Genomic DNA, 22,291 nt, shown 5'->3' on the forward strand with positions numbered 1-22,291 from the left:
CCCCTCCGTCTCGCCCCGGCGGGCGATCCACCTCCCCACGGTGTGGGGAGGAAAGGCGGAGCTGATACTCGCCGCCCCATTTTTCCCGGACGCGCCTCGGCGCGATCCGGGATCTACCGGAAACGCTTTGCCTGAAGGGTCGCTCGGTGGGTCCCGGGTCTTCGCCCGGAAAAAATGGGTGGGGGTGGGCGCCGCACCCTCCGATCCGCTGTGCTGCCTTCCTTCTCCCTGGGGAGACGGTGTCGCGGAGCGACGGATGAGGGGGGATCAGCACCCAGGCACCGGGATGTCCCCCTCACCCGGCCTTCGGCCACCCTCTCCCGGGGAAGAGGGATTGGCGGGGCCTCCTTTTTCCCCACAGAGCGGGGAGGAAAGAAGACGCTCAAACCGGCTCGCCATGATTCCCGAACGCGCGTCGGAATGGGCTTTGCCGAATAGTGCGCATACCCAACCCAAACTTGCACCGCAGCATCAATCCCCTAACCTCGCCTCACCTTGTTGTTTGTGTTGGGGATTCGGTCATGACGTTGTTTCTTGGGGCTACCAGATCGGCGTCTGTGCCGGTGCATTTGATCGGCTTTCATGTCGCTGCGGACGGGACCCGGCTTTATGACCGGCTGGCCCTGGTGATCGAGGCCGATGGCCGGGTTTCGGGCCAGGTCGACCGGATTGCCGAGCGTGATGGGGTGCCGCGTCCGGCCGAAGCGCGCGGAATGGTGATGGGTGAACAGCTCGCCCTGATGCTCGAATTTTCCGATGGATCAACGACGACCGAGGCCGGCGTCATGCTCGACCTGGCGCCGGAGGCCCGGCGGCATGGGGCGGCGCTGGTGGGGCGGATTGCCGGTCAAGCGGCGCCCGATGCCTCAAGCGATGGCGAATCCGCCCCCACAGTGCAACCCTATGTCATGGCCCATGCCCCGGCGGCGCGGCTCGATCGCTCACCCACCCATGGCTGGGGCACGGTGCTGGAATTACCGGTCGCCGCCGGTGAGACGGTGTTGGGTATATTCGGACCGATCGGTGCGCGCCAGACGCCCTATTCTTTCCGCACCGATGATGATCGCCATGTCGAGCCGACCGGATACGGGCATTTTGTCAATCATGCCTGCGAGCCGAGCTGCGAGATCGTCTATGACAGCGAGACCGCCCTGCCGACCCTGGTGGCGCTGCGTGATCTGGCGGCGGGTGAGGAAGTGACCTTCGACTATACGCGCACGGAAGGCGATCTGGCCGGTGCGTTTGACTGTCGCTGCCCGGCCCTGGTTCACAAGGTCTGACCCGTCTCAGTCGTCGCTGAAGCGGACGCGGATGGGGGCGCGGCGTCCCGGTCCCTGCATGGCTGTGCGGACCCGTGAATTGAAACGCAGATTGGTCATCATGACCTGATCGTCGAAGGTTTCGGCGAGCAGGTCATTATCGACGATGAAGCTGGCCTGGTCGGTCGGCACGTCGGCGGTGAAATAGATCCAGGCGAATTCGCCATCGAGCTCGGCACCGATATAGCGCAGCTCCACCAAATCGCCCTCACCGCTCGCCATGCGAAAGAGCGGGCCGACATAGGCACCGACCGCGGCCAGACCGGCCTCGGTGGCGAGATATTGCTCGGAATCCTGTTCGGTCCGGCCGAGGGCTTCCATCAGATCATGGGTATAGACGCGATGGATAATCTCCATCTCGTCGGTGCGTTCATTGACGGCGATCTCGGTGACGCCGGCATGCATGCGATGGGCGAGCGACGGGGCTGTCACAAGCGACAGCCCCGCCAATGCGGTCAGGAGGGTCAGCGTGATACGCATGCGGCGCTTGCCCTCCCTTTCACCTATTCCGGACGCGTACGGACGCTGTCGCGCGTCACGCGCTGGTCCATATCGTCCATCTGGCTCGACGGGTTGGAGCTGGAGCGATAGAGCTCCAGACGCGTCGGTTCGATGCGCGGCGGATAGTAATTGTCCGTTCGGTCGGCATCGGCGGTCTCGCGCAGCGGGTCGAGCTCGACCGAGACGACCTGGCGGTCGGTGACATAGGTCCAGGTGACATTGCGCGGATCATAGCGCCAGACCTCGGCCGGAATGCGGACCAGATCGGTAGTGCCATCCGCGAAGGTGAATTCGAGGATGATCGGCATCACGACGCCGCCTTCATTGGTAAAGTCGAGATAATAGACGCGGTCACCGCTCTCCAGGATGTCCTGTTCCCAGTCCTCGATCTCGCCCTGGAAGCGTTCAAAGGCCTCGCGCTGGCGCTCGGTGACCGTGAAGGGGTCATTGCGCGAGTAAAAGTCCTGCACTTCCGGATTGCGATCGGCATAGGTGACAATGCCCTCTTCCGCATTGCGCTGCGGGGTGAGGTTTTCGCGAATCTCGGTGTCGTCCGCGCGCTCCAGCAAGCTCTCAACAGCCGGATCCTCGGTGTTGAATGTGCCTTCGATCACGCGGTCGAGCGAGATGTCGACATGGTCCGTGGAGTAGAACCAGCCACGCCAGAACCAGTCGAGATCAACGCCGGACACTTCTTCCATGGTGCGGAAGAAATCGTAAGGCGTCGGACGACGGAAACGCCAGCGCTCGGAATAGGCGCGGAAGGCGTCGTCGAAGAGCTCGCGGCCCAGCACCGTCTCGCGCAGCACGACCAGCGCGGTAGCCGGCTTGCCATAGGCGTTGGAGCCGAACTGAAGGATCGAGTCCGACTGGGTCATGATCGGCATCTGCGTGCTCGACGCCATGTAGTCCGTCATCAAGTCGGGATCACCGCGGCGGGAGCGGAAGCCCTCTTCCCAGCGCTGCTCGGCCTGGAATTGCAGGAAGGTGTTGATGCCCTCATCCATCCAGGTCCATTGACGCTCATCCGTATTGACCACCATCGGGAAATAGATGTGGCCGATCTCGTGGATGATCACGCCGATCAGACCGCGCTTGGCGGTGAGTGAATAGCTCAGATTGCCGTCATCATCGACCATCGGACGGCCATAGGAGCCGCCATTGAAGGTGATCATCGGGTATTCCATCCCGCCCTGGGGACCGGCAATCGATTGCGCGACCGGGTAAGGGTAAGGGAAGGCGAACTCGTTATAGACGTCCAGCGTGTGCTCGACGGCGCGGGTCGAATAGGTCGACCAGAGCGGTTCGCTCTCATTGGGATAAAAAGACATCGCCATGACGAGGTCGGGCGCCTCGCCCATCCCGTCCTGCTCGACACCGACCGCGTCCCAGATGAATTTGCGCGAACCGGCCCAGGCAAAATCGCGGACATTCTCGGCCCGGAACTCCCAGGTCGCCATGGACCGGGTGCCGCGGCGCTCATTGGCGCGGGCTTCCGCCGGCGTGACGATGAAGACCGGCTCGTCAGCCGTGCGGGCCTCTTCCAGGCGCTCACGCTGCGGTTGGGTCAGGACCTCATCCGGATTCTGAAGCACACCGGTCGCAGAGACGATAAAGTCCTGCGGCACGCTGATCGAGACGTTATAGTCGCCGAATTCCAGACCGAATTCACCGCGACCGAGGAAAGCCTTGTTGTGCCAGCCCTCATAGTCAGAGAAGACAGCGGCGCGGGGGAACCATTGTGCGATCTGGTAGATGCAGTCAGCACCGGTATCTTCGGTCTCTTCAAAACATTCCCAGCCAGCCCGGCCACCCACGACACGGGTTTCAACGAGACGGTAATCCCATTCAATGGTGAAGGTGACGCTGTCGCCGGTCTCCAGGTCCTCAGCGAGGTCGAGGCGCAGGAGCGTGTCGACAATGGTGAAGTCCATCGGCTCGCCATTGGCGTCCGTGACACCGGTGATGTTGAAGCCGTAGCCATCCTCCTCGAGCATCTGGCGACGCCGCAGGGAGCTGGCGGAGATGCCTTCCGGCATGGAGTCCCCGACACGGCCCGAGGCGCGCCCGCCGCCACCAACCGTCTCGGTCATCACGGCGATGGAATCAGGACGGAAGCGGTTCTGATCGAGCAGGAACCACAGGAAGTCCAGCGTGTCCGGGGCGTTATTGGTATAGGTAACGGTCTCGGTGCCGAAGAGATGCTTGGCCTCTTCATCGAGACGAATGTCGATATCGTAATCGACCTGCTGCTGCCAGTAGTCCGGCCCCGGCGCGCCGGTGGCGCGGCGCTCCCGGTTCGGCGATGGCCAGTCCTCGTCCTCGAGCTGGCGGAAGGCATCACGCCAGTCATTGACGGTCTGCTCAACAGGCTGGGCGACCGCGACGTTGAACGTCGCAGCCGCTGCAGCCAGTGCAATCATGTGAAGTGTACGCATTTTCCCCGTTACCCCTGTTGTGGGACATTGTTCGGAGATTTAGCGCGCGGTCCCGGCGAGGTCACCCCCGCCTTTCCGCATTGTCATGATGCGTGGTGCCACCATCCGGTCAAACCGCCGCGGATGCCTCCATGGCGGGCGGCGGAGCCTGACGGCGTTTGCCCAGGGACATGACCCAGGCCCCAAGCCCGATGAAGAGCAGGAAGAAGCCGGCCAGCACGCCCACGCCCGGAAGGGCACCCAGGGCGGCAAAAACCGCGACGACGACGAAGGTCGACAATAGACGCATGCCCAGGCCGAGGCTGCGTTCCTCCGGCCGGCGATTGAAGATCATGTCGCCAACCGCGATCGCACCGAAGCCCATGCACAACAGCATGAAGGGCCAGAAGATGATCCACATGATCGGGATCAGCAGGATGCCGACAACAGTGATGGCCAGGAGGATGGTCATCATGATCATGAAGATTGGCGACATGGCGAAACTGATGAAGCCGAGAAAGCCGCTGACGACCGGCCGGTCGCGGAAGCGGGCTGCCACCGAAGCACATCCGCCCGGCGCGATCAGGCAGGCGAAGGCCGCCAGCAGGAAGGCCGCCCCCGGAATGAAAAGGCTGAACACGCCCGTCGGGAAGTCGAAACTCGGACCGAAATCGACATGTTCCCAATCCTTGGCGCCGAAATTGAAGCGCTCATATTCGTAATCATAACTGCCGAAGGTCGCGCCGTCGGCAATGACCGGATCGTGCGAGGAACGAATGCGCAACTCACCGGAAATCTGCGTGCCGTCGAGAACATAGACCTCTTCCGCCAGGACTTCGACATCACCCAGAAAGGTGCCGGAGAGGTGGATTTCGCCGCCTTCGATATCGACTGCGCCACCGATCTGGCCCTCCAGGTGAACTTCACCACCGACGATCTCGGCCTCGCCGGCGATATTGCTGGTGCGACCGGTTTCGATATAGCCGCCTGCCAGTTTGGCATCCCCGCCAATCTGGGCTGTGACTTCAAGATGACCGGATGCGGCGTTCAGCATGCCGCCAATTGTCCCGCCGACACGGCTGTCGCCACCGGCGAAATTGGCATCGCCGGTTACACGGGCGTCGGAATCAACCTCGCCGCCGGCAACATCAAGATCATTGCCGATCGTCCCGGAGACATCGATTTCGCCGCCGACCAGCTGTACCGAACCGCTGACATCGGCATCGACCTGGATGCTTCCGGCAATGCCTTTGATGTCGCCATCAATCTGGCCGCGGACATCCATTTCGCCACCCAGGAAGATGACGTCATGACTGCTGCCTTCGACATTCACCTCGCCGCCGATGACCTGAGCGGTCGCGGCACCGGTGAAAAGGGTAATGGCCAGCCCCCCGGCCATTACCATTCTTCGCATCATATTGATGTTCATTGTTAAATCTCCCTGCGCCCCCCGGCGATCAGGTCAGGATCAAAACGTTCAAACTGCGCGGATTCAGTCGCCGGTCAAGTCGTCGCAATCGCGACCATTCCGTGGCTGGTAGTCAAGCCCGGAAACCTGCGCACCGGATCGTGTGACTGGCGGATTTTCCGACCAGACTGTCAGGCTTCCGCGAACCCGGGCCGTTTCAGTGAAAACGACGTCGATCGCGCAGATCCGGCCGCCATTTTCCAGCGACCCGCTGATCTCGACCTGGCCACGATCCCGGTTTCGCCGATTACGGTTGAGCTCCTTGGCAGAGACAAATGTGACCGGTCCGGTGGCTTCACCTGTGAAACGGATTTCTTCAGCGTGGGCGTGAAGTTCGTCCCCGAACCAGCCACCGACCGTCATCTCGCCGGCAGCCAGGGCCGCCTCGCCATCAACACGACCGGAAAACTCGATTTCGCCACCGGCCAGATTGAGGTCGTCACCGACATCGGCCGCAAAGGTAATTTGGCCACCGGCAATCGAGGCCTCGCGACCGATACGGCCGGAATAATTGATATCGCCACCGGCAATGGAAACATCGCCGCCGACTTCGAGGTCATCGGCATCAATATCGCCAGCCACCAGGCTGAGATCGCCGCCAATGCGGCCACGCAAATTCATGTCGCCAGCGAGCCGACTGTAATCTCCGTCACGGTCCAGGACGACATAGCCGTCGACAGTCCGTGCGCCATGGCCACGCAGCATTTTGCTGTCATCTTCACCATCGACCACGATTACGCAGCCTGATGTCATCAGCGCGGTGGTCAGGGCCGAAGCGGCCAGCAGGACCTTTTGCATGTCAGTCTCCCGTTTAGGTCGGGGCATTCGAAACCCCGGTCAGACGCTCCCCAGCGTTGAGTGGAAGCTTACATTATCGAATTTCGATATCAACCACTTTTTCCGTTTTTCGATAAATTATTTCCGTATATCGCGATGTCGCCTGTGCCAAAGCGATGTGAATCATTCCTCCCCCTTCCCTATGCGTCAGCCAGGCGTAATATCCGTGATCAAGCAAGCGCTCACGCAAGATGAGCGTTGATGGGAGGATTATATGGCTGACATGACAGCCGCCGGCGACATGCCGGCCAGAACCGCTGCAACGGACCCCAATGGTCCGGAAACTGGTGCGGTTTTCAACGGACCTGACTTCAACCTCAACAGAATCCGGAAATCGGTTTTTGCCGCCCTGCTTGATTCAAAGCGCCGGTACGGCAGCAAGAAACTCGCTGCCGTCGATGCGGACGGTCGCGAACTGACCTTCGGAGACCTGACCAAGGCCGTCTTCGCGCTCGGCCACGCCCTCAAGGCCGGAACTGAAAAAGGCGAAGCGGTGGGCGTGCTGCTGCCCACCGGTGTCGGCGCCATCATCTCCTTCTATGCCGTGTCCGCCTACGGACGCGTCCCCGCCATGCTCAATTTCACCGCTGGTGAGCGGGCGCTGAAGGCCGCCTGCCGTGCCTGCAAGGCCAAGCGGATCGTGACAGCGCGCCGTTTCATCGAACTCGGTGAACTCGAGGAGCTGGAAGCGGCACTGAAGGAAGATCACGAACTGATCTATCTGGAAGATGTGCGCGAAAACCTGTCGATGATGGACAAGGTCGCCGCCGCCATTGGCATGGTTGCCCCTTTCCTGGTGCGCGCCCATCCCGATCCGGACAGCCCGGCCGTCTATCTCTTCACCTCCGGCACGGAAGGTGACCCCAAGGGTGTCGTCCTCAGCCATGCCAATCTTCTGGCCAATGTGGAACAGGTGCGCGACCATATCCGCATCCTCCCCACCGATATCCTGTTCAACCCGCTACCGACCTTCCACTGCTTCGGGCTGACCGGCGGGGTTCTGGTGCCGCTCGGCCTCGGCGTGCCGGCAATCTGTCACCCCACCCCGCTCCAGGCGAAAACGATCGTCAAACGGATTGCCGAGACCAAGGCGACCATCCTGTTCGCCACCGACACCTTCATGAACCAGTATGCGCGCGCCGCCGATGAGAATGATTTGTCATCCCTGCGCATGGCGGTGTGTGGAGCGGAGCGGGTAAAGGACGAGACCCGGTCCTCACTGCGTCGGCGCTTCAACCTCGAGATCGTCGAAGGCTATGGCCTGACAGAGGCGGCGCCCGTCTTTTCGGTCAATCAGCCGGATAATAACCGCCCTGGCACAGTCGGTCAGATCATGCCTGGCTGTCAGGCCAAACTGGTGAAGGTCGACGGCATCAGTGAGGGCGGACAGCTCCACATCAAGGGCCCGAACATCATGAAGGGCTATATCCGCCCGGATGCCCCGCTTGTGCTCGACCCGCCGGCCGATGGCTGGCACGACACGGGCGATATCGTCTCGATTGACGAGGATGGGTATATCTCCATACGCGGTCGCGTGAAACGCTTCGCCAAGCTGGGTGGCGAAATGGTGTCGCTGGCCGTCGTCGAGAATTGCGCCACCTCACTCTGGCCGGACAATATGCATGCCGCGGCGGCGATCCCCGACAAGCGCAAGGGCGAGCAGGTCATCCTTCTGACCGATTACGCCAAGGCCGATCGCGCCGATCTTGTCGCTTTTGCGCGCAATCACGGCATTTCCGACCTGGCCATTCCGCGCAAGATCATCCAGGTCGAGAGCATTCCTGTCCTCGGGACTGGGAAGACCGATTACGGCACGGTCCAGAAAACCGTCGAGGCCCTGATGGCTGAAGACGCCAAACCCGTGCCCGAACCGGCTGAATAGGCAATACAGGAAACCGGGGCCTGCCACACACCGCCGGAACAAGAGGGAGCTGGACCCGGCGGGCCTTCCTCGCGGAAAGCATGTGTGACAGACCCCGGAGGGGCATGCCGGCATTGATCAGAAAAACGCCGGCATATCTTTGAAAACCTTGTCCTAGAGGTGGTCGCAATCGCGACCGGCAAGCGCCTCATAGGTGAAGCCCTCACCATCCGGGCGACGATCAGAGATCACGCGCAATTCGCCTTCGATGCGTGCGCCGCGCCGTATCTCGACTTCCGCGGCGCAAATGGTGCCGCCCTGCTGCAGTCGCCCGGACAGTTCTACCCGGCCATTACCGCGATCGCCCCGACCATGCCCGCGCACATGAACCGGGCCGGCAATGTCCGCCCGGAGCGTCATGCGGCCGCCATCCATTTCCAGGCCACCGCCAATATCGCCGTCCAATGTGATGCGCCCGGCAGCCACGACGACATCACCGCGAATGATGGCATCCACATAGCCGGTACCGGCCTCAATCGCGGCATCGCCATCCACTTCACCGGTAAAGCGCACGCGCCCCCCGGCTGCGCTCAGATTGCCGCCGACGCGGGCATTGGAACGCACGCTGGCGCCGGCCAGGTCGAGATCACCGCCGACACGGCCATCTGCGCCGACCAGCATGCCGGCAAATTCGGCATTGCCTGGGACATCCACATTGCGGGAGGCCACCAGGCCCGCCGATTCAACAGAACGCCCCTCCCCTTGCCCGGACACCGAATAGGTGCAGGCAGACAGTGCGATGGCCGCGGTGGCGGAAAGCAGAATTCGGGTCAGCATGGCATCCTCGCTTGGGCTGTGTTGACCCTTGGATGCTGCGCCGATGCTGATTGGATGCAATCAGGCGATAATTATTTCAGCCGTCAGATGTGAAGGGCCCGTCCATAAGCGTCGAGCACGCTCTCATGCATCATCTCCGACAGGGTCGGATGCGGGAAAACGGTGTGCATGAGCTCGGCCTCGGTGGTCTCGAGCTGGCGCCCGACCACATAGCCCTGGATCATTTCGGTGACTTCCGGGCCGACCATATGGGCACCCAGGAGCTCGCCGGTCTTGGCATCAAAAACGGTTTTCACCAGACCCTGGTCATCACCCAGTGCGATGGCCTTGCCATTGCCCACAAAGGGAAAGAGTCCGACTTTCACATCATGCCCGGCTTCCTTCGCCTTGGCCTCTGTCAACCCGACCGACGCGACCTGCGGGTGGCAATAGGTGCAGCCGGGAATATTTCCGGTCTCGAAGGCATGCACATCCTCGCCGGCGATCTTCTCGATACACACGACGCCCTCATGGCTCGCCTTGTGCGCCAGCCAGGGCGGGCCGGCGACATCACCGATGGCGTAAAGACCTTTGACATTGGTGCGGCCAAACCCGTCATTGACGACATGGCCGCGCTCGATTTTCACGCCGAGCTTGTCCAGGCCCATATCCTCGACATTGGCAACAATGCCGACCGCCATGATCACCTTCTCGACCTCGATCATCTCGACCTTGCCCTTGCCGTTCTTGACGTGGACCTTGACGGTCTTGGCCGTTTTCTCGAGCTTTTCGACCTGGGCCGATACCATCAGGTTCAGACCCTGCTTCTTGAAGCTCTTGGCGGCAAAGGCCGAGATTTCCTCGTCTTCCACCGGCAGAACGCGATCCATCATCTCGACCACGGTCACCTCAGCACCCATCGTCTTGTAGAAGCTGGCAAACTCGATGCCGATCGCGCCGGATCCGATGACCAGAAGCGATTTCGGCATGGAGTCCGGCACCATGGCTTCGCGATAGGTCCATATCTTGTCGCCATCCGGCTCGAGGCCAGCCTGGGGAATCGTCCGGGCGCGGGCCCCGGTGGCGAGAATGACGTGTTTGGCGGTGTATGTGTCCTTGCCGACCACGACGGTCGGCGCGTCCGTGCCCTTTTCCAGGGCGGCGCTGCCTTCAATCACCGTGATCTTGTGCTTCTTCATCAGGCCCCCAATGCCGCCGGTGAGCCGCGAGGAGACCTTGCGAGAGCGCTGCACGACCGCCTTGATGTCGAACCCGACCTTTTCCGCCGACAGTCCGAAATCAGCCGCATTCTGCATGAGGTGATAGACTTCGGCAGAGCGCAGCAGCGCCTTGGTGGGGATGCAGCCCCAATTGAGGCAGATGCCGCCGAGATTGTCGCGCTCGACGACCGCGGTCTTCATGCCCAGCTGTGCGGCGCGGATCGCTGCCACATAGCCGCCGGGCCCACCGCCGATTACGATCACGTCGAAAGCGCCTGCGCTCATGGCATCCTCATTTATTTCGCTAGCGAACCAAATTGGGTTCCGGTCCAAGCGGGATACCAGTCAGACCGGTTTGGATCAATCCGCCAAGAAGCGCGCCTGCGCGGAACTGTGGCAGCTATTCCGCCGCTGTCTCGGCAGCGGCATAGACCGACGCCTTCGGCGCGGCCAGAACACGCCGGACCATGGGCTCGAAAAAGGAGAGCGGCTCGCTGTCATAATCAGCCGCAAACGCGGCCTGATCGTATTTGGCGCAAAATTCCTCACAGGCCGCAAAATGCGGATGATCCCGAAACTGCTCGCGCATATCCCGGTCAGCACCGATATGATGGAAGAAGTAATAGCCCTGGAAAATCCCGTGATGGGCCACGATCCAGTGGTTTTCCTCACTGATGAAGGGTTTGAGGATGGCCGCGGCAATATCGGGGTGATTATAGCTGCCGAGCGTGTCTCCAATGTCATGCAGCAAAGCCATGACGACATATTCCTCGTCGCGCCCGTCGCGATGAGCGCGGGTCGCGGTCTGCAGGGAGTGCTGCAGACGGTCGATCGGAAATCCGCCAAAATCGCCGTCGAGCAGCCGCAGATGGTCCAGCACCCGCTCTGGAAGTTTCTTCGCAAACGGACCGAATTGGCTGGCGATGACACCCCAGTCTTCCGCCGTCCCCTCCTCCATCGCAGCGAATTTGGCGCGCGGTGCCTTGTCATTATTCATCGACATCATGACCTCCCGTTTGCCATACCCTGACCTCGAATGCCGGGAAGGACAAGGCGCAGCGACTAGATGTCCTCGATCGTCTGGGTCAGGTCACTGTCCGGATTATCGCCGGTATTGGTAACGCCGGCTTTTTCGATCAGCAGGATATGCACGGTCTCGGTCTGGGTGACCGGACGGTGCCTCACCCCTTTTGGAATGACACAGAGCTCGCCCGGGCCGAGGATGACCGCGTCCTGGCCTTCAATCTCGATCCGCAGGACGCCCTGGGTGACCAGAAAGAGCTCGTCTTCCTCGACATGGCTGTGCCAGTCAAAAGCCCCTTCACCCTTGGCGAGTTTGAGCTCGTAATTGTCCAGCCTGGCGATACGCTTGGGCGACCAGACATCGTCAAATTGGCTGTGTTTTTCGACCAGTGAGATGGCTTCAACGGTCATCGCTTTCTCCCCGACATCGCGACTCACGTATCACTGTCGCCTGTTGCAACGACCCTACCCGCTGAACGGAGCCAGCCAAATGACCGGTATCAGTGATCTCGGCACCTTGCTCGCCGGTCTGCGTCCGGAACCGGATCCGGTGCGCTATGGCTTTGTCACCGGGCCCGACGCAAGCCTCGCGCCTCATGCCGGATCTGCGCTGATGCGCTTTGTCGAAGCAGAAGGCACAACCCTCATCCTGCCCTTCGACACGGCCGAGGCGGCGGGACTGGAGCCGGTCTTCCCCTGTCGGCGCATCACGCTGGCAGTCCACTCTTCGCTTGAGGCGGTGGGCTTCATGGCCAGGATTGCCGCGACACTGGCCGCCGAAGGGATTGGCTGCAATCCGGTGGCCGGCTATTTCCACGACCATGTCTTCGTGCCTGAGGATCGGCTGGGCGACGCACTGGCGGCGCTGAAGGCCCTTGCCCGCGCCAGCGGGCGCGAATTCGATTGACCCCGGCCGTGGGTGGTCGTACCAGCGCGCACCCTGATTGATCGGACCGCAACGCGTGAGTCTTCTCCCTTCCGGCCTGACCGGCCTGCCCGCCTTCGACATCGACACAGTCTGCGAGGCCCTCGCCGGCCCCGGATACGTCGCTGTGCGCCTGACCGACACCGAGATGCTGGCCGCGTTGCGCCAGGAAGCCGAAGCCCTCTGGACCGAAGACGCCCTGACACCGGCCGGCATCGGCCGCGCCGAGGATCACGAGCTGATCGCCCGCGTCCGCCGCGACAAGACGAAATGGCTGGACGGCTCGAGCCTTGGGCAGATCGCCTATCTCGCCTTTGCCGAAGCCCTGCGCCGAGACATCAATGCGCAGCTCATGCTCGGCTTGTTCGCCTTCGAGGCCCATTTCGCAGTCTATGAATCAGGCGGTTTCTACAAACGCCATGTCGACAGTTTTCGCGGCGCCCGGAACCGGGTCCTGTCAACGGTGCTATACCTCAACCCGGATTGGCGCGCGGGCGATGGCGGGCATTTGCGGATATTTGGCGCGGGCAAGGAAATCCTGACCGAGCTGCGTCCGGAATTCGGGACGCTCGCCGTCTTCCTGTCCGAAGACATTCCGCACGAGGTCACGATCTCGCACCGTGAGCGTTTCTCGATTGCCGGTTGGCATCGCTGCAATGATCGCGGCCTCGCGCCGGCACTTCAGGTCCGCGCCCTACCGATTGCGCCCTAGCCGAGTGCCTTGGCCCGCGTTGGCTTGCCGTCAGCGTCGAGCGCGACCATGACATAGTCCGCCTCACCAACCTTGCGGCGTTCACCGGTCATCAAATCCTCGGCTTCTGCCAGGACCGCAATCGTCATGGATGTCCGGCCTACCGAGGCAATCGTGGCGATGACATCGAGCATCTCGCCCTCCCGGGTCGGGGCAATGAAATCGATCTTGTCCGACGCCGCCATACCGACATCACAGCGGGTATGCCGGGAGGCAGCGATATAGGCCGCCTTGCCCATGATCGACATGGCATTGCCACCAAAGAGTTGTCCGAGATGATTGGTGTCGCCGGGGAAAACGAGTTGCAGCGTGCGGGCGTAACCGGGTGGGCTGGCCGCGAATTCCGGCTTGGCGTCCGGCGATGGCGGCAGCCGGTCGGGATTGGTCTTGCGATCGGCCGCGACCATGGTGAAAGCCCCACGTGTGCAGACATGGCGGACCCCGGTCAGCAGGTTTTCGGCGGCCAGTTCGACATCGACGATCATTGACGTCCGGCCGATCATGCGAACCTGGCCGGTCAACTCGACCAGATCACCGACATGGGCCGGGGCGACAAAATCCAGCTTGTCGCAAGACGCCGTCACAAAGGGCCGTCGGGCGTGTCGGGCTGCAATGAGAAAGGCGATCTTGTCCATCTCGGCCATGGCCGCGCCGCCGAAATAACTGCCCTGGTGATTGGTCTAGTGCGGGAAGACCAGGTCGGCGTGACGGATCTCGGCGAGGTGGCGGGGCTGGGTCATGGGCAGATACTCCTTGCGCCTGTCGGTGCGCGGATTCTGCTGCCAGGGCCAGCCCCGCCCTTGTGACGGACGTTAGTCGTCGGACATGGACGCTGCCGTCACGGCGCGAAGGATGCTGGTGTAATCGCGCCCCCCCATGCGGGGTCCGTCAGGGATGTCGGTATTCATCCGGTTGACGATGACAAGATCGAGACTGGGGATGACGGTGACATACTGGCCGCCATAACCGGCCCCAGTATACATGTCCGCTGCGAGCCCGTGATCGTCTGCGACCTGGGCATCGGCCGGACGCCACCACATATAGCCATATCCGCCCATCCAGGGACCGGGCCATCCGGTGTCGGAATAATCAGCCGTGCTCTCCCGCACCCAGTCCGCGGAGAGGATCTGCTCGCCCTCCCATTCGCCCTCTTGCAGGAAGAGCTGGCCGAACAGAGCCGTATCCCGCGCAGAAAGCCGCATGTGATAGGCCGAGAACATCGTTCCCGGCGCGTGTTGGCGATGGGTCTCGAAAACGTCGAAATCGGGCATACAGAGTGGCTCCGCGAAGACACGCAGGAAGGCCGAGTCGTAATTGCGGCCGGAGGCGCGCTCGAAAATATGGCCGGCGACGTTGAAGTCCCAATTATTGTAATACCAGTGCTCACCGGGGGCGAATTCGCCGCGCTCGGGACGCGATTCACGCATCTGCGGGGTTTCGGCGGCAGACGGGATATAAACGCCAGACCGGGCCATGATCACATCGCGCACCGTGGCCGAGCGTTCCTGCTCGCTCAGGCCCACCAGATCATCAATCCCGAGATCTGCAAGACTGGCATCCAGCGATAGTGCTCCGGCATCAACGAGCACCCCGATCATCGCGCTCATCAGGGATTTGCGCAGGGAGTGCACCATGATCAGGCGATCCGTCTCGCCATGCTCGAACACGACCTGTCCGCTCTGGACAACCATCAGGGCCGTCGAGTTGAGTTCATTGGCCAGCGCGTCGAGACTCGCGAGTTCTTCCACTGTCCAGCCCAACTCAGCCGGTGCTGTCGCGGTAGGCAGCGGGTAGGTTTCGCAACGATCATCCTGCGCATGCGCCGTTGCCGTCAATCCGAGTGAAAGCAGGCCGAGCCCTGCAACCGAGCCGGTCATCAATTTCCTGAATGTCATCTATTCCCCCATTTGGTGTGCCGACCGGTCCGGCTGCCGGACAGGTCCTGAGGGTAGAATACGCACCGCGTCCAACGAGAAGTTGGCCGGAAGATTGACCTTCGGTTAGGTGGGGTCTGGGCGCTGACCCCCCTACATCAGCATCGTCATCGGGTCTTCGACATAGGTCTTGAAGGCCTGCAGCCATTTCGCGCCTGTGGCGCCATCGACGACACGGTGATCGCAGGTCAGCGTGACCGTCATCACCATGGCAATCGCCAGCGCGTCATCCTTGACGACCGGACGCTTTTCGCCAGCACCGACCGACAGGATCATGCCCTGGGGCGGATTGATGATGGAGGCAAAGCTGTCGATCCCGAACATGCCCAGATTGGACAGGGAGAAGGTCCCGCCCTGGAATTCCTCCGGCTTCAGCTTGCGATCGCGGGCCCGCGTCGCGAGATCTTTCGACTCGCGGGAAATCTGCACCAGGCCCTTCTGGTCGGCATCGGTGATGATCGGGGTGATCAGCCCGCCCTCAATAGCCACGGCCATGGAAACATCGGCATGCTTGTGGCGGGCAATCATGCCGCCCTCGATCCAGGACGAATTCGCCGCCGGCACCTTCTTCAGCGCCAGGCCCGAGGCCTTGATCAGGATGTCATTGACCGAAACCTTGTCGCCATCCTTCTCGGCGGCGGCATTTACGCGCTTGCGGAAATCCATCAGCGCGTCGATGCGACAATCCACGGTGAGGGGGAAATGCGGGATGTCGCGGAAGCTCTCCGACAGACGCTTGGCCGAGATCTTGGTGATCCCGTCGGCCTTCTCCACATCGTAACGGTCGCGGGCAATGCCATAGGCCGCCAGCGGATCGTCCATGTCGACCGGCTTGGCCGCGGGGGCCTCGGTGGCCGTGGACGCAGAGGCCTTGGACGGTTGCGCATTCTCGACATCGCGCTTCACGATCCGGCCATAGGGACCTGATCCATCGATGGTTTTGAGATCCAGGCCCTTGTCGGCGGCGATCCGTTTGGCGAGCGGGCTGGCCTTGATGCGGTCGCCGTCACGCCTGGACGCACTTTCTGATTTGGCCGGCTTTTTCGGCTCGGACGTGTCCGATTTACCAGTCGCAGATTTACCCTCATCAGGTTTGGCTGACTTGGAATCGGCCTGATCGGCCTTCTTGTTGTCCTTGGCCGGTGCGTCGGATTTTGATGAGCTCGCCTTGTCGAGCGCGCTCTCGTCCTCACCCTCTTCCAGCAGCACGGCGATCACGGCATTGACCTTCACGCCTTCGGCGCCTTCCTCGACCAGTATCTTGCCGACCTTGCCCTCGTCGACCGCTTCAACTTCCATCGTCGCCTTGTCGGTCTCGATCTCGGCAATGACGTCACCGCTCTCTACGGTATCGCCTTCCTTGACGTGCCATTTGGCAAGCGTGCCCTCTTCCATGGTGGGCGACAGGGCGGGCATCAGGATTTCAATCGACATGTTTCAGTCCTCGCCTCAGGCGTCATTGGCGCCCGGTGGGGCCAGTTCAGGGTTGATCTTGGAGACGTTCGTTTCCCAGTTCGCGCCGTCGAATTCTTCGAACCGCAGCTGCAAATTGGCGTCGGCGTCGAGGGCGCGCAGATTGACGCTCCAGCCATCGGGATGCGAGCGCGGCACATAGAAGCTCTTCACGCCGCATTTCGAGCAGAACATGTGTTTGGCTTCATGCGTGCCGAATGTGTAATTCGTCAGGCTCTCCGCCCCGCGTTCGATCTTGAAATCACCCTTCTCGACAATGAGATGGATGAAGCCGGTCTTGGTGCAGATCGAGCAATTGCACGACAGGGCGACGACACTGTCCGGCAGGTTCACGGCAAAGCCGACCTCGCCGCAATGACACTCGCCGTGACGCCAGGATTTCGCTGGAGACGCCATGGACCCTACTCCGCGTAGCAGACAGCCTTGGCTGCCTTCACGATATCATCCACGCCCGGCAGGGAGAGCTTTTCCAGATTGCCGGCATAGGGCAGCGGGACGTCTTCCTGGTGGACGCGGGCGGGCGGGGCGTCGAGATAGTCGAAGGCCTCGGCGGTGACGACGGCCGCGATTTCCGCGCCGACCCCCATCCGGCCCCAGCCCTCTTCGGCACAGACGATGCGATTGGTTTTCTTGACCGATTCCACGACCGTATCGGTGTCGAGCGGACGCAAAGTGCGCAGATCGATGATCTCGGCAGAGATACCGTCCTTGGCCAGGATTTCGGCGGCCTCGAGGGCATAGCCGACCATGCGGCTGTGAGCCGTGATGGTGACGTCCGTGCCTTCGCGGCGCACCTTGGCCTTGCCGATCGGCAGGACCCAGTCCTCCATCTCCGGCACGTCAAAGCTCTCGCCATAGATCAACTCATGCTCGAGGAAGACGACGGGGTTGGGGTCGCGGATGGCGGCTTTCAGGAGACCCTTGGCGTCGGCGGCATCATAGGGCGCGATCACCTTGAGGCCCGGCACATTGGCATACCAGGAGGAATAGTCGTGGGAGTGCTGGGCACCGACGCGGCTCGCTGCGCCATTGGGACCGCGGAAGACGATCGGACAACCCATCTGGCCACCGGACATGTAGAGCGTCTTGGCCGCGGAATTGATGATGTGGTCGATCGCCTGCATGGCGAAGTTGAAAGTCATGAATTCCACGACCGGCTTGAGACCATTGAAGGCCGCGCCCACACCCAGACCGGCAAAGCCGTGCTCGGTGATCGGCGTGTCGACGACGCGTTTGGGCCCGAATTCGGCCAGCAGACCCCGTGTGACCTTGTAGGCGCCTTCATACTCGGCGACTTCCTCACCCATCACGAAGACCGTGTCGTCGCGGCGCATCTCCTCGGCCATTGCATCGCGCAGGGCGTCGCGGACCGTGGTTGAAACCATATCGGTGCCGGACGGAATATCCGGGTCAGAGGCATCCGGATTGGCATAGTCGATGACCGTCGGCTCGCCGGTTTCGCCAGCATCGTCGTCGCCGTCATCGGCCTCATTGTCACCGGCGGCCTCTGCCTCCTTCGCGGCCTCATCCTTGGACGTGTCAGCGCTATCGGCTTTCGGCGCTTCGACCGCGCTGGCGTCCTCACCCTCCTCGGCCAGGATGGCGATCGGCGAATTGACCTTCACATTCTCGGTGCCTTCCGCGACCAGGATTTTGGCGACCACGCCCTCCTCGACCGCTTCGACTTCCATCGTGGCCTTGTCGGTCTCGATCTCGGCAATCACGTCACCGCTCTCGACGGTGTCGCCTTCCTTGATATTCCACTTGGCGAGCGTGCCCTCTTCCATGGTGGGAGAAAGGGCCGGCATAAGGATTTCAATCGACATGGCTCTACCTGTCCTGTGTCAAATCTTGCAAAGCGCCGAAGACCGGCACGGCATCAGCCGTTGGCGGCTTCGGGTTTGTAACGCAGCGCGTGCTCGCGCATCTTTCCGGCGAATTCCATCAACGTGTTCATCGGCCGGATCAGCACTTCGATTCGGGCCATCTGGCCGTCATCATCGAGGGTGATCTTGTCGATCCCGACGAGCCCCTTGCCCTCCACCGTGCCGGTGAATTCGAGCATGAGCTCGTTGCCGTCGACCCATTCCTGGCGATAGTCGAAGCCTTCAACCACCGTGATCACGCCCATCAGGATGTGCAGCAGATAATGCTTGTCCGCCGACGGCTTCCACACGACCGGCGAATGCAGCTCGCAGCCCTCAGCGATGATCGAGGACAGGCGATTGGCATCACGCTCCCGCACCGCCCGGTGCCAATTGTCGAGGAAGTGTTTCACTTGCGGTGTCATTGAATTTCTTTCTTGGTCAGGTCAGACGCGCATTGAGCACAAAGCCAAACGGCAGCGCAATGAAGCCCAAAACCAGCCATCCCACGAGTGTTTTCCAAGCGAGCTTTACCTGGGATCGGGAATGAAGCAGCGAAACGGCATCTGCATCACCAGCTTCGGCCATGGCCTTTAGTGTTTCTCCAGGCGCGACACTCCAGGTCCAGACCGGCGCGGGAACAAGCGCGCTCTTCTCAGACAGGCGTTTTTGAACGAGCCAGCTCCTCAGCATGAAAAAGCCGGTAGCCAGCCAGATCAGTGCCCCGAGGCCCAGATATGCCGCAACCCAGTAGGGCAATGCCGCTACACCTCCACCAGCACATCCGTGTAGAGCTCCGACGGATCGGGCTCGGGGCTCTCCTTGGCGAATTCGGCGGCGTCGCCGACGATCTTCTTCACATCCTTGTCGAGCGCCTTGAGCTCGTCTTCGGATGCGTGCTTGCCCTCGATCAAGCGCTTCTTGATCAGGTCTATCGGGTCATGATGCGAGCGGATATCGTCGACTTCCTCGCGGGTGCGGTATTTGGCCGGATCGGACATGGAGTGGCCGCGATAGCGATAGGTCTTCATTTCCAGAATATAGGGGCCCTTGCCCTCGCGCGCGTGCTTGACGGCCTTCTCGGCGGCGCGCTTGACCGCTTCGACATCCATCCCATCGACTTCCTCGCCGGGAATGCCAAAGGAGATGCCGCGCTTGTGCAGCGCCGTCTCCGAGGAAGCGCGCTTGACCGAGGTGCCCATGGCGTACTGGTTGTTCTCGATCACATAGACGACCGGCAGGTCCCAGAGCTTGGCCATGTTGAAGCTCTCATAGACCTGACCCTGATTGGCTGCGCCATCGCCGAAATAGGCCACGGCAACCTTCTTGTTCTCCTTGTAGCGATCGGCAAAGGCGAGGCCCGTGCCCAGCGCCACCTGGGCGCCGACAATGCCGTGACCGCCATAGAATTGCTTGTCGCGGGAGAACATGTGCATGGAGCCGCCCTTGCCGCGCGAATAGCCACCTTCACGGCCGGTCAGCTCGGCCATGACGCCATTCGGGTCCATGCCACAGGCCAGCATATGAGCGTGGTCGCGATAGCCGGTGATGACCTGGTCACCCTCCTCCAGCGCGGCCTGGATGCCGGTGACGACCGCTTCCTGGCCGATATAGAGGTGACAGAAGCCTGCAATCAGCCCCATGCCGTAGAGCTGACCCGCCTTTTCCTCGAAACGGCGCATCATCAACATCTCGCGATAGTATTGAAGCAGCTCGTCTTTTCCGGCGCCCTTGGCGGCGGATTTCGAGGTGGTGGTCTTGCTTGTGCGCTTGCTAGCCATTAATTCGCACGCGAAATAAAACCTTCGCGCTCCCATCTGACGTTCCTCGCCGCATAGCAGATGCCGCACCGCAGGGGCAAGCGATGAAGCGGAAATTCAATCAGATGGAGAAATGGCGAGAGCACCGGAACCCGTCGCTAGCGACGGGCCTCCGGTTCAATCTCGACGATGAATTCACGCGGGTGGGCGACATTAAGAATGTCGCGGGCGCGTTCCTCGACATAGTCGAGATCGAGACTGTCGGAGCGCAGGCGGGCGGCGGTGACTTCCAGGGCCTCACGCTCGGCGCGGGCGATGGCCAGTTCGGCTTCGGCTTCGGAGATCTCGGTCTTCACGACGATCCAGTTCAGCACGCCCTGCTCGCCCGTCAGTGCGTGATAGCCGAAATAGGCAATCGCGACGGTAAGCAATGCTGTCGTGGAAAAGCGCTTGATCGCGTCCAAACCCGTTCACCCTTGTTGAGACCGGCGCTCATACGCCGTGTTCTTCTACAGCGGTGATTCAACACGATCACACTTTAGGAGTCGTGAATCCGGGATTCAGGACTGGGTAAGGGATTGGACTCAAATGGGGCGAAAACACCCTGTTTTGTCATCCCCGCGGAATGTCCGGCGAAGGCCGGACGCACGGCGGGGACCTATGTGATTGCAGGCATTTCGGTCCCTGACTTGCGCCCCGCCTGCGCGGGGCCTCCATCAGGGATGACAAATCTGAGTGACTAGCTCGCCAGGCCCGAAGAGCCGGCATACATCCCGGTCTCGCCCAGCATGCTCTCGATTCGCAGCAGCTGGTTGTACTTGGCGGTGCGGTCGGAGCGGGCCAGCGAGCCGGTCTTGATCTGTCCGCAATTGGTGGCGACAGCGAGATCGGCAATGGTGGCGTCCTCGGTCTCGCCGGAGCGGTGGCTCATCACCGCACCATAGCCCGAGCGCAGCGCCATATCGACGGCGTCCAGGGTCTCCGACAGCGTGCCGATCTGGTTGACCTTCACCAGGATGGCATTGGCGGCGCCGGTTTCGATGCCCTGGGCGAGGCGCTCGGGATTGGTCACGAAGAGATCATCACCGACCAGCTGGCATTTCCCGTCCAGACGCTCGGTCAGGGCGCGCCAGCCATCCCAGTCATCCTCGGCCATGCCGTCCTCGATCGAGACGATCGGGTATTTGCTGGCGAGCCTTTCGAGATATTGCGCGAAGCCGGCCGCGTCATGGCTCTCGCCCGCGCCTTCCAGCACATACTGACCGTCCTTGTAGAATTCGGTCGAGGCCACATCGAGGGCCAGGGCAACATCTTCGCCCGGCTTGTAACCGGCCTTCTCGATGGCATCCATGATCACGTCGAGCGCCTGCTCGGCCGAGGTCAGGTGCGGGGCGAAACCGCCCTCATCGCCGACATTCGTGTTCAGGCCATCCGCCTTCAGCCGCGCCTTGAGCGCGTGGAAAACCTCGGCGCCACAGCGCAGGGCTTCGGAAAAGCTCGGCAGGCCGACCGGCATGATCATGAATTCCTGGAAGTCGATCGGATTGTCGGCATGGGCGCCGCCATTGATGATATTCATCATTGGCGTCGGCAGGACACGGGCATTCATGCCGCCGATATAGCGATAGAGCGGCAGGCCCTGGACGTCGGCTGCGGCATGCGCGGTCGCCAGCGACACGCCGAGCATCGCATTGGCGCCCAGGCGGGCCTTGTTGGCCGTGCCGTCGAGTTCGATCATCGCTTCGTCAATGCGGCGCTGATCCTCGGCATCCATGCCGGCGATCGCTTCAAAGATCTCGCCTTCGACCAGGTCGCAGGCTTTCTGCACGCCCTTGCCGCCATAACGCTCATCGCCATCGCGCATCTCGACGGCCTCATGCGCTCCGGTCGACGCGCCGGACGGGACGGCGGCGCGGCCGAAGGAACCGTCTTCCAGCAGCACGTCGACTTCCACGGTCGGATTGCCCCGGCTGTCGAGGATTTCGCGGGCGATGATGTCGGTGATGGCGGTCATGAGGGTCTCTTCAAGATAAAGGCGCGTTGGCCGCTTCATAACCAAGGCTGGCGGGGACGCAAGCCCGCGCATGCGGGCAAAACGCCGTGTTACCGCGAACACCCGAA

The 22,291-nt window shown here is 61.7% G+C and carries 22 protein-coding genes and 1 pseudogene; 4 read left to right on the forward strand and 19 right to left on the reverse strand.

Annotation, left to right across the window (positions count from 1 at the left end):
* Window positions 1–521 precede the first annotated feature (521 nt).
* Window positions 522–1,280 (forward strand): SET domain-containing protein-lysine N-methyltransferase, encoded by a 759-nt coding sequence (locus Q0X62_RS14530; RefSeq protein ID WP_297737403.1) that lies wholly within the window; start codon window positions 522–524, stop codon window positions 1,278–1,280.
* A gap of 6 nt (window positions 1,281–1,286) precedes the next feature.
* Here the strand turns inward: Q0X62_RS14530 and Q0X62_RS14535 are convergent, their stop codons facing one another.
* The 4 genes from Q0X62_RS14535 to Q0X62_RS14550 form a co-directional block, all read right to left on the reverse strand.
* Window positions 1,287–1,799, reverse strand: a complete 513-nt coding sequence (locus Q0X62_RS14535) for a DUF6702 family protein (protein ID WP_297737406.1) — start codon at window positions 1,797–1,799, stop codon at window positions 1,287–1,289.
* A gap of 23 nt (window positions 1,800–1,822) precedes the next feature.
* Complete coding sequence (locus Q0X62_RS14540) at window positions 1,823–4,258, reverse strand: M1 family metallopeptidase (RefSeq protein WP_297737408.1); 2,436 nt, start codon at window positions 4,256–4,258, stop codon at window positions 1,823–1,825.
* A gap of 109 nt (window positions 4,259–4,367) precedes the next feature.
* Entirely contained in the window at window positions 4,368–5,666 is a 1,299-nt protein-coding gene (locus Q0X62_RS14545; protein WP_297737412.1) for a hypothetical protein, read from the reverse strand.
* A gap of 63 nt (window positions 5,667–5,729) precedes the next feature.
* On the reverse strand, window positions 5,730–6,503 hold the full coding sequence (locus tag Q0X62_RS14550) for a hypothetical protein (protein ID WP_297737415.1): 774 nt from the start codon (window positions 6,501–6,503) through the stop codon (window positions 5,730–5,732).
* A 253-nt stretch (window positions 6,504–6,756) separates the two neighbouring features.
* Between Q0X62_RS14550 and Q0X62_RS14555 the strand changes: the two genes are divergently transcribed.
* The gene (locus tag Q0X62_RS14555) at window positions 6,757–8,424 is read left to right on the forward strand and encodes an AMP-binding protein (protein WP_297737418.1); all 1,668 of its coding nucleotides are present in this window, start codon (window positions 6,757–6,759) and stop codon (window positions 8,422–8,424) included.
* A gap of 153 nt (window positions 8,425–8,577) precedes the next feature.
* Here the strand turns inward: Q0X62_RS14555 and Q0X62_RS14560 are convergent, their stop codons facing one another.
* From Q0X62_RS14560 to Q0X62_RS14575, 4 genes are all read right to left on the reverse strand, one after another.
* Window positions 8,578–9,240, reverse strand: coding sequence for a hypothetical protein (locus Q0X62_RS14560; protein ID WP_297737421.1), 663 nt, complete (start codon window positions 9,238–9,240; stop codon window positions 8,578–8,580).
* 83 nt (window positions 9,241–9,323) lie between these two features.
* Window positions 9,324–10,724 carry a dihydrolipoyl dehydrogenase gene (lpdA, locus tag Q0X62_RS14565; RefSeq protein ID WP_297737424.1) on the reverse strand — a complete coding sequence of 467 codons (1,401 nt, stop codon included), beginning with the start codon at window positions 10,722–10,724 and terminating at the stop codon, window positions 9,324–9,326.
* Window positions 10,725–10,839: 115 nt separating this feature from the next.
* Entirely contained in the window at window positions 10,840–11,436 is a 597-nt protein-coding gene (locus tag Q0X62_RS14570) for an HD domain-containing protein (protein WP_366946180.1), read from the reverse strand.
* Between the two features lie 65 nt (window positions 11,437–11,501).
* On the reverse strand, window positions 11,502–11,873 hold the full coding sequence (locus tag Q0X62_RS14575) for a cupin domain-containing protein (protein WP_297737429.1): 372 nt from the start codon (window positions 11,871–11,873) through the stop codon (window positions 11,502–11,504).
* A 79-nt stretch (window positions 11,874–11,952) separates the two neighbouring features.
* On the opposite strand from Q0X62_RS14575, the gene Q0X62_RS14580 reads away from it, so the two are divergent.
* Both Q0X62_RS14580 and Q0X62_RS14585 read left to right on the forward strand, forming a co-directional pair.
* Window positions 11,953–12,369, forward strand: coding sequence for an ACT domain-containing protein (locus tag Q0X62_RS14580; RefSeq protein ID WP_297737432.1), 417 nt, complete (start codon window positions 11,953–11,955; stop codon window positions 12,367–12,369).
* A 55-nt stretch (window positions 12,370–12,424) separates the two neighbouring features.
* Window positions 12,425–13,099: a 2OG-Fe(II) oxygenase gene (locus Q0X62_RS14585; protein WP_297737435.1), complete on the forward strand. Its 675-nt coding sequence runs from the start codon at window positions 12,425–12,427 to the stop codon at window positions 13,097–13,099.
* Here Q0X62_RS14585 and Q0X62_RS14590 read toward each other — a convergent pair.
* The 11 genes and pseudogenes from Q0X62_RS14590 to eno all read right to left on the reverse strand — a co-directional run bounded on the left by Q0X62_RS14590 (window position 13,096) and on the right by eno (window position 22,184).
* The gene (locus tag Q0X62_RS14590) at window positions 13,096–13,623 is read right to left on the reverse strand and encodes an acyl-CoA thioesterase (RefSeq protein WP_366946181.1); all 528 of its coding nucleotides are present in this window, start codon (window positions 13,621–13,623) and stop codon (window positions 13,096–13,098) included. The two genes, Q0X62_RS14585 and Q0X62_RS14590, sit on opposite strands and share 4 nt — an antisense overlap.
* Window positions 13,603–13,794: pseudogene (locus tag Q0X62_RS14595) on the reverse strand (hotdog domain-containing protein); the annotation flags it as partial. The pseudogene Q0X62_RS14595 and the gene Q0X62_RS14590, both read right to left, overlap by 21 nt.
* A gap of 156 nt (window positions 13,795–13,950) precedes the next feature.
* Entirely contained in the window at window positions 13,951–15,033 is a 1,083-nt protein-coding gene (locus Q0X62_RS14600; protein ID WP_297737438.1) for a serine hydrolase, read from the reverse strand.
* A 132-nt stretch (window positions 15,034–15,165) separates the two neighbouring features.
* The gene (locus tag Q0X62_RS14605; RefSeq protein WP_297737440.1) at window positions 15,166–16,506 is read right to left on the reverse strand and encodes a pyruvate dehydrogenase complex dihydrolipoamide acetyltransferase; all 1,341 of its coding nucleotides are present in this window, start codon (window positions 16,504–16,506) and stop codon (window positions 15,166–15,168) included.
* 15 nt (window positions 16,507–16,521) lie between these two features.
* Window positions 16,522–16,941, reverse strand: a complete 420-nt coding sequence (locus Q0X62_RS14610) for a GFA family protein (protein ID WP_297737443.1) — start codon at window positions 16,939–16,941, stop codon at window positions 16,522–16,524.
* Window positions 16,942–16,946: 5 nt separating this feature from the next.
* Entirely contained in the window at window positions 16,947–18,371 is a 1,425-nt protein-coding gene (locus tag Q0X62_RS14615; RefSeq protein WP_297737446.1) for a pyruvate dehydrogenase complex E1 component subunit beta, read from the reverse strand.
* Window positions 18,372–18,424: 53 nt separating this feature from the next.
* Complete coding sequence (locus tag Q0X62_RS14620; RefSeq protein WP_297737448.1) at window positions 18,425–18,835, reverse strand: hypothetical protein; 411 nt, start codon at window positions 18,833–18,835, stop codon at window positions 18,425–18,427.
* A gap of 16 nt (window positions 18,836–18,851) precedes the next feature.
* On the reverse strand, window positions 18,852–19,169 hold the full coding sequence (locus Q0X62_RS14625; protein WP_297737451.1) for a hypothetical protein: 318 nt from the start codon (window positions 19,167–19,169) through the stop codon (window positions 18,852–18,854).
* 5 nt (window positions 19,170–19,174) lie between these two features.
* Window positions 19,175–20,191, reverse strand: coding sequence for a pyruvate dehydrogenase (acetyl-transferring) E1 component subunit alpha (gene pdhA, locus Q0X62_RS14630; protein WP_297737454.1), 1,017 nt, complete (start codon window positions 20,189–20,191; stop codon window positions 19,175–19,177).
* Between the two features lie 137 nt (window positions 20,192–20,328).
* Window positions 20,329–20,634 (reverse strand): septum formation initiator family protein, encoded by a 306-nt coding sequence (locus tag Q0X62_RS14635; protein ID WP_297737457.1) that lies wholly within the window; start codon window positions 20,632–20,634, stop codon window positions 20,329–20,331.
* 275 nt (window positions 20,635–20,909) lie between these two features.
* Window positions 20,910–22,184, reverse strand: a complete 1,275-nt coding sequence (gene eno, locus Q0X62_RS14640) for a phosphopyruvate hydratase (RefSeq protein ID WP_297737460.1) — start codon at window positions 22,182–22,184, stop codon at window positions 20,910–20,912.
* Between the last annotated feature and the right edge of the window lie 107 nt (window positions 22,185–22,291).

Origin of the sequence: uncultured Maricaulis sp. (assembly GCF_947259345.1) — a bacterium.
Taxonomy (GTDB): Bacteria; Pseudomonadota; Alphaproteobacteria; order Caulobacterales; family Maricaulaceae; genus Maricaulis.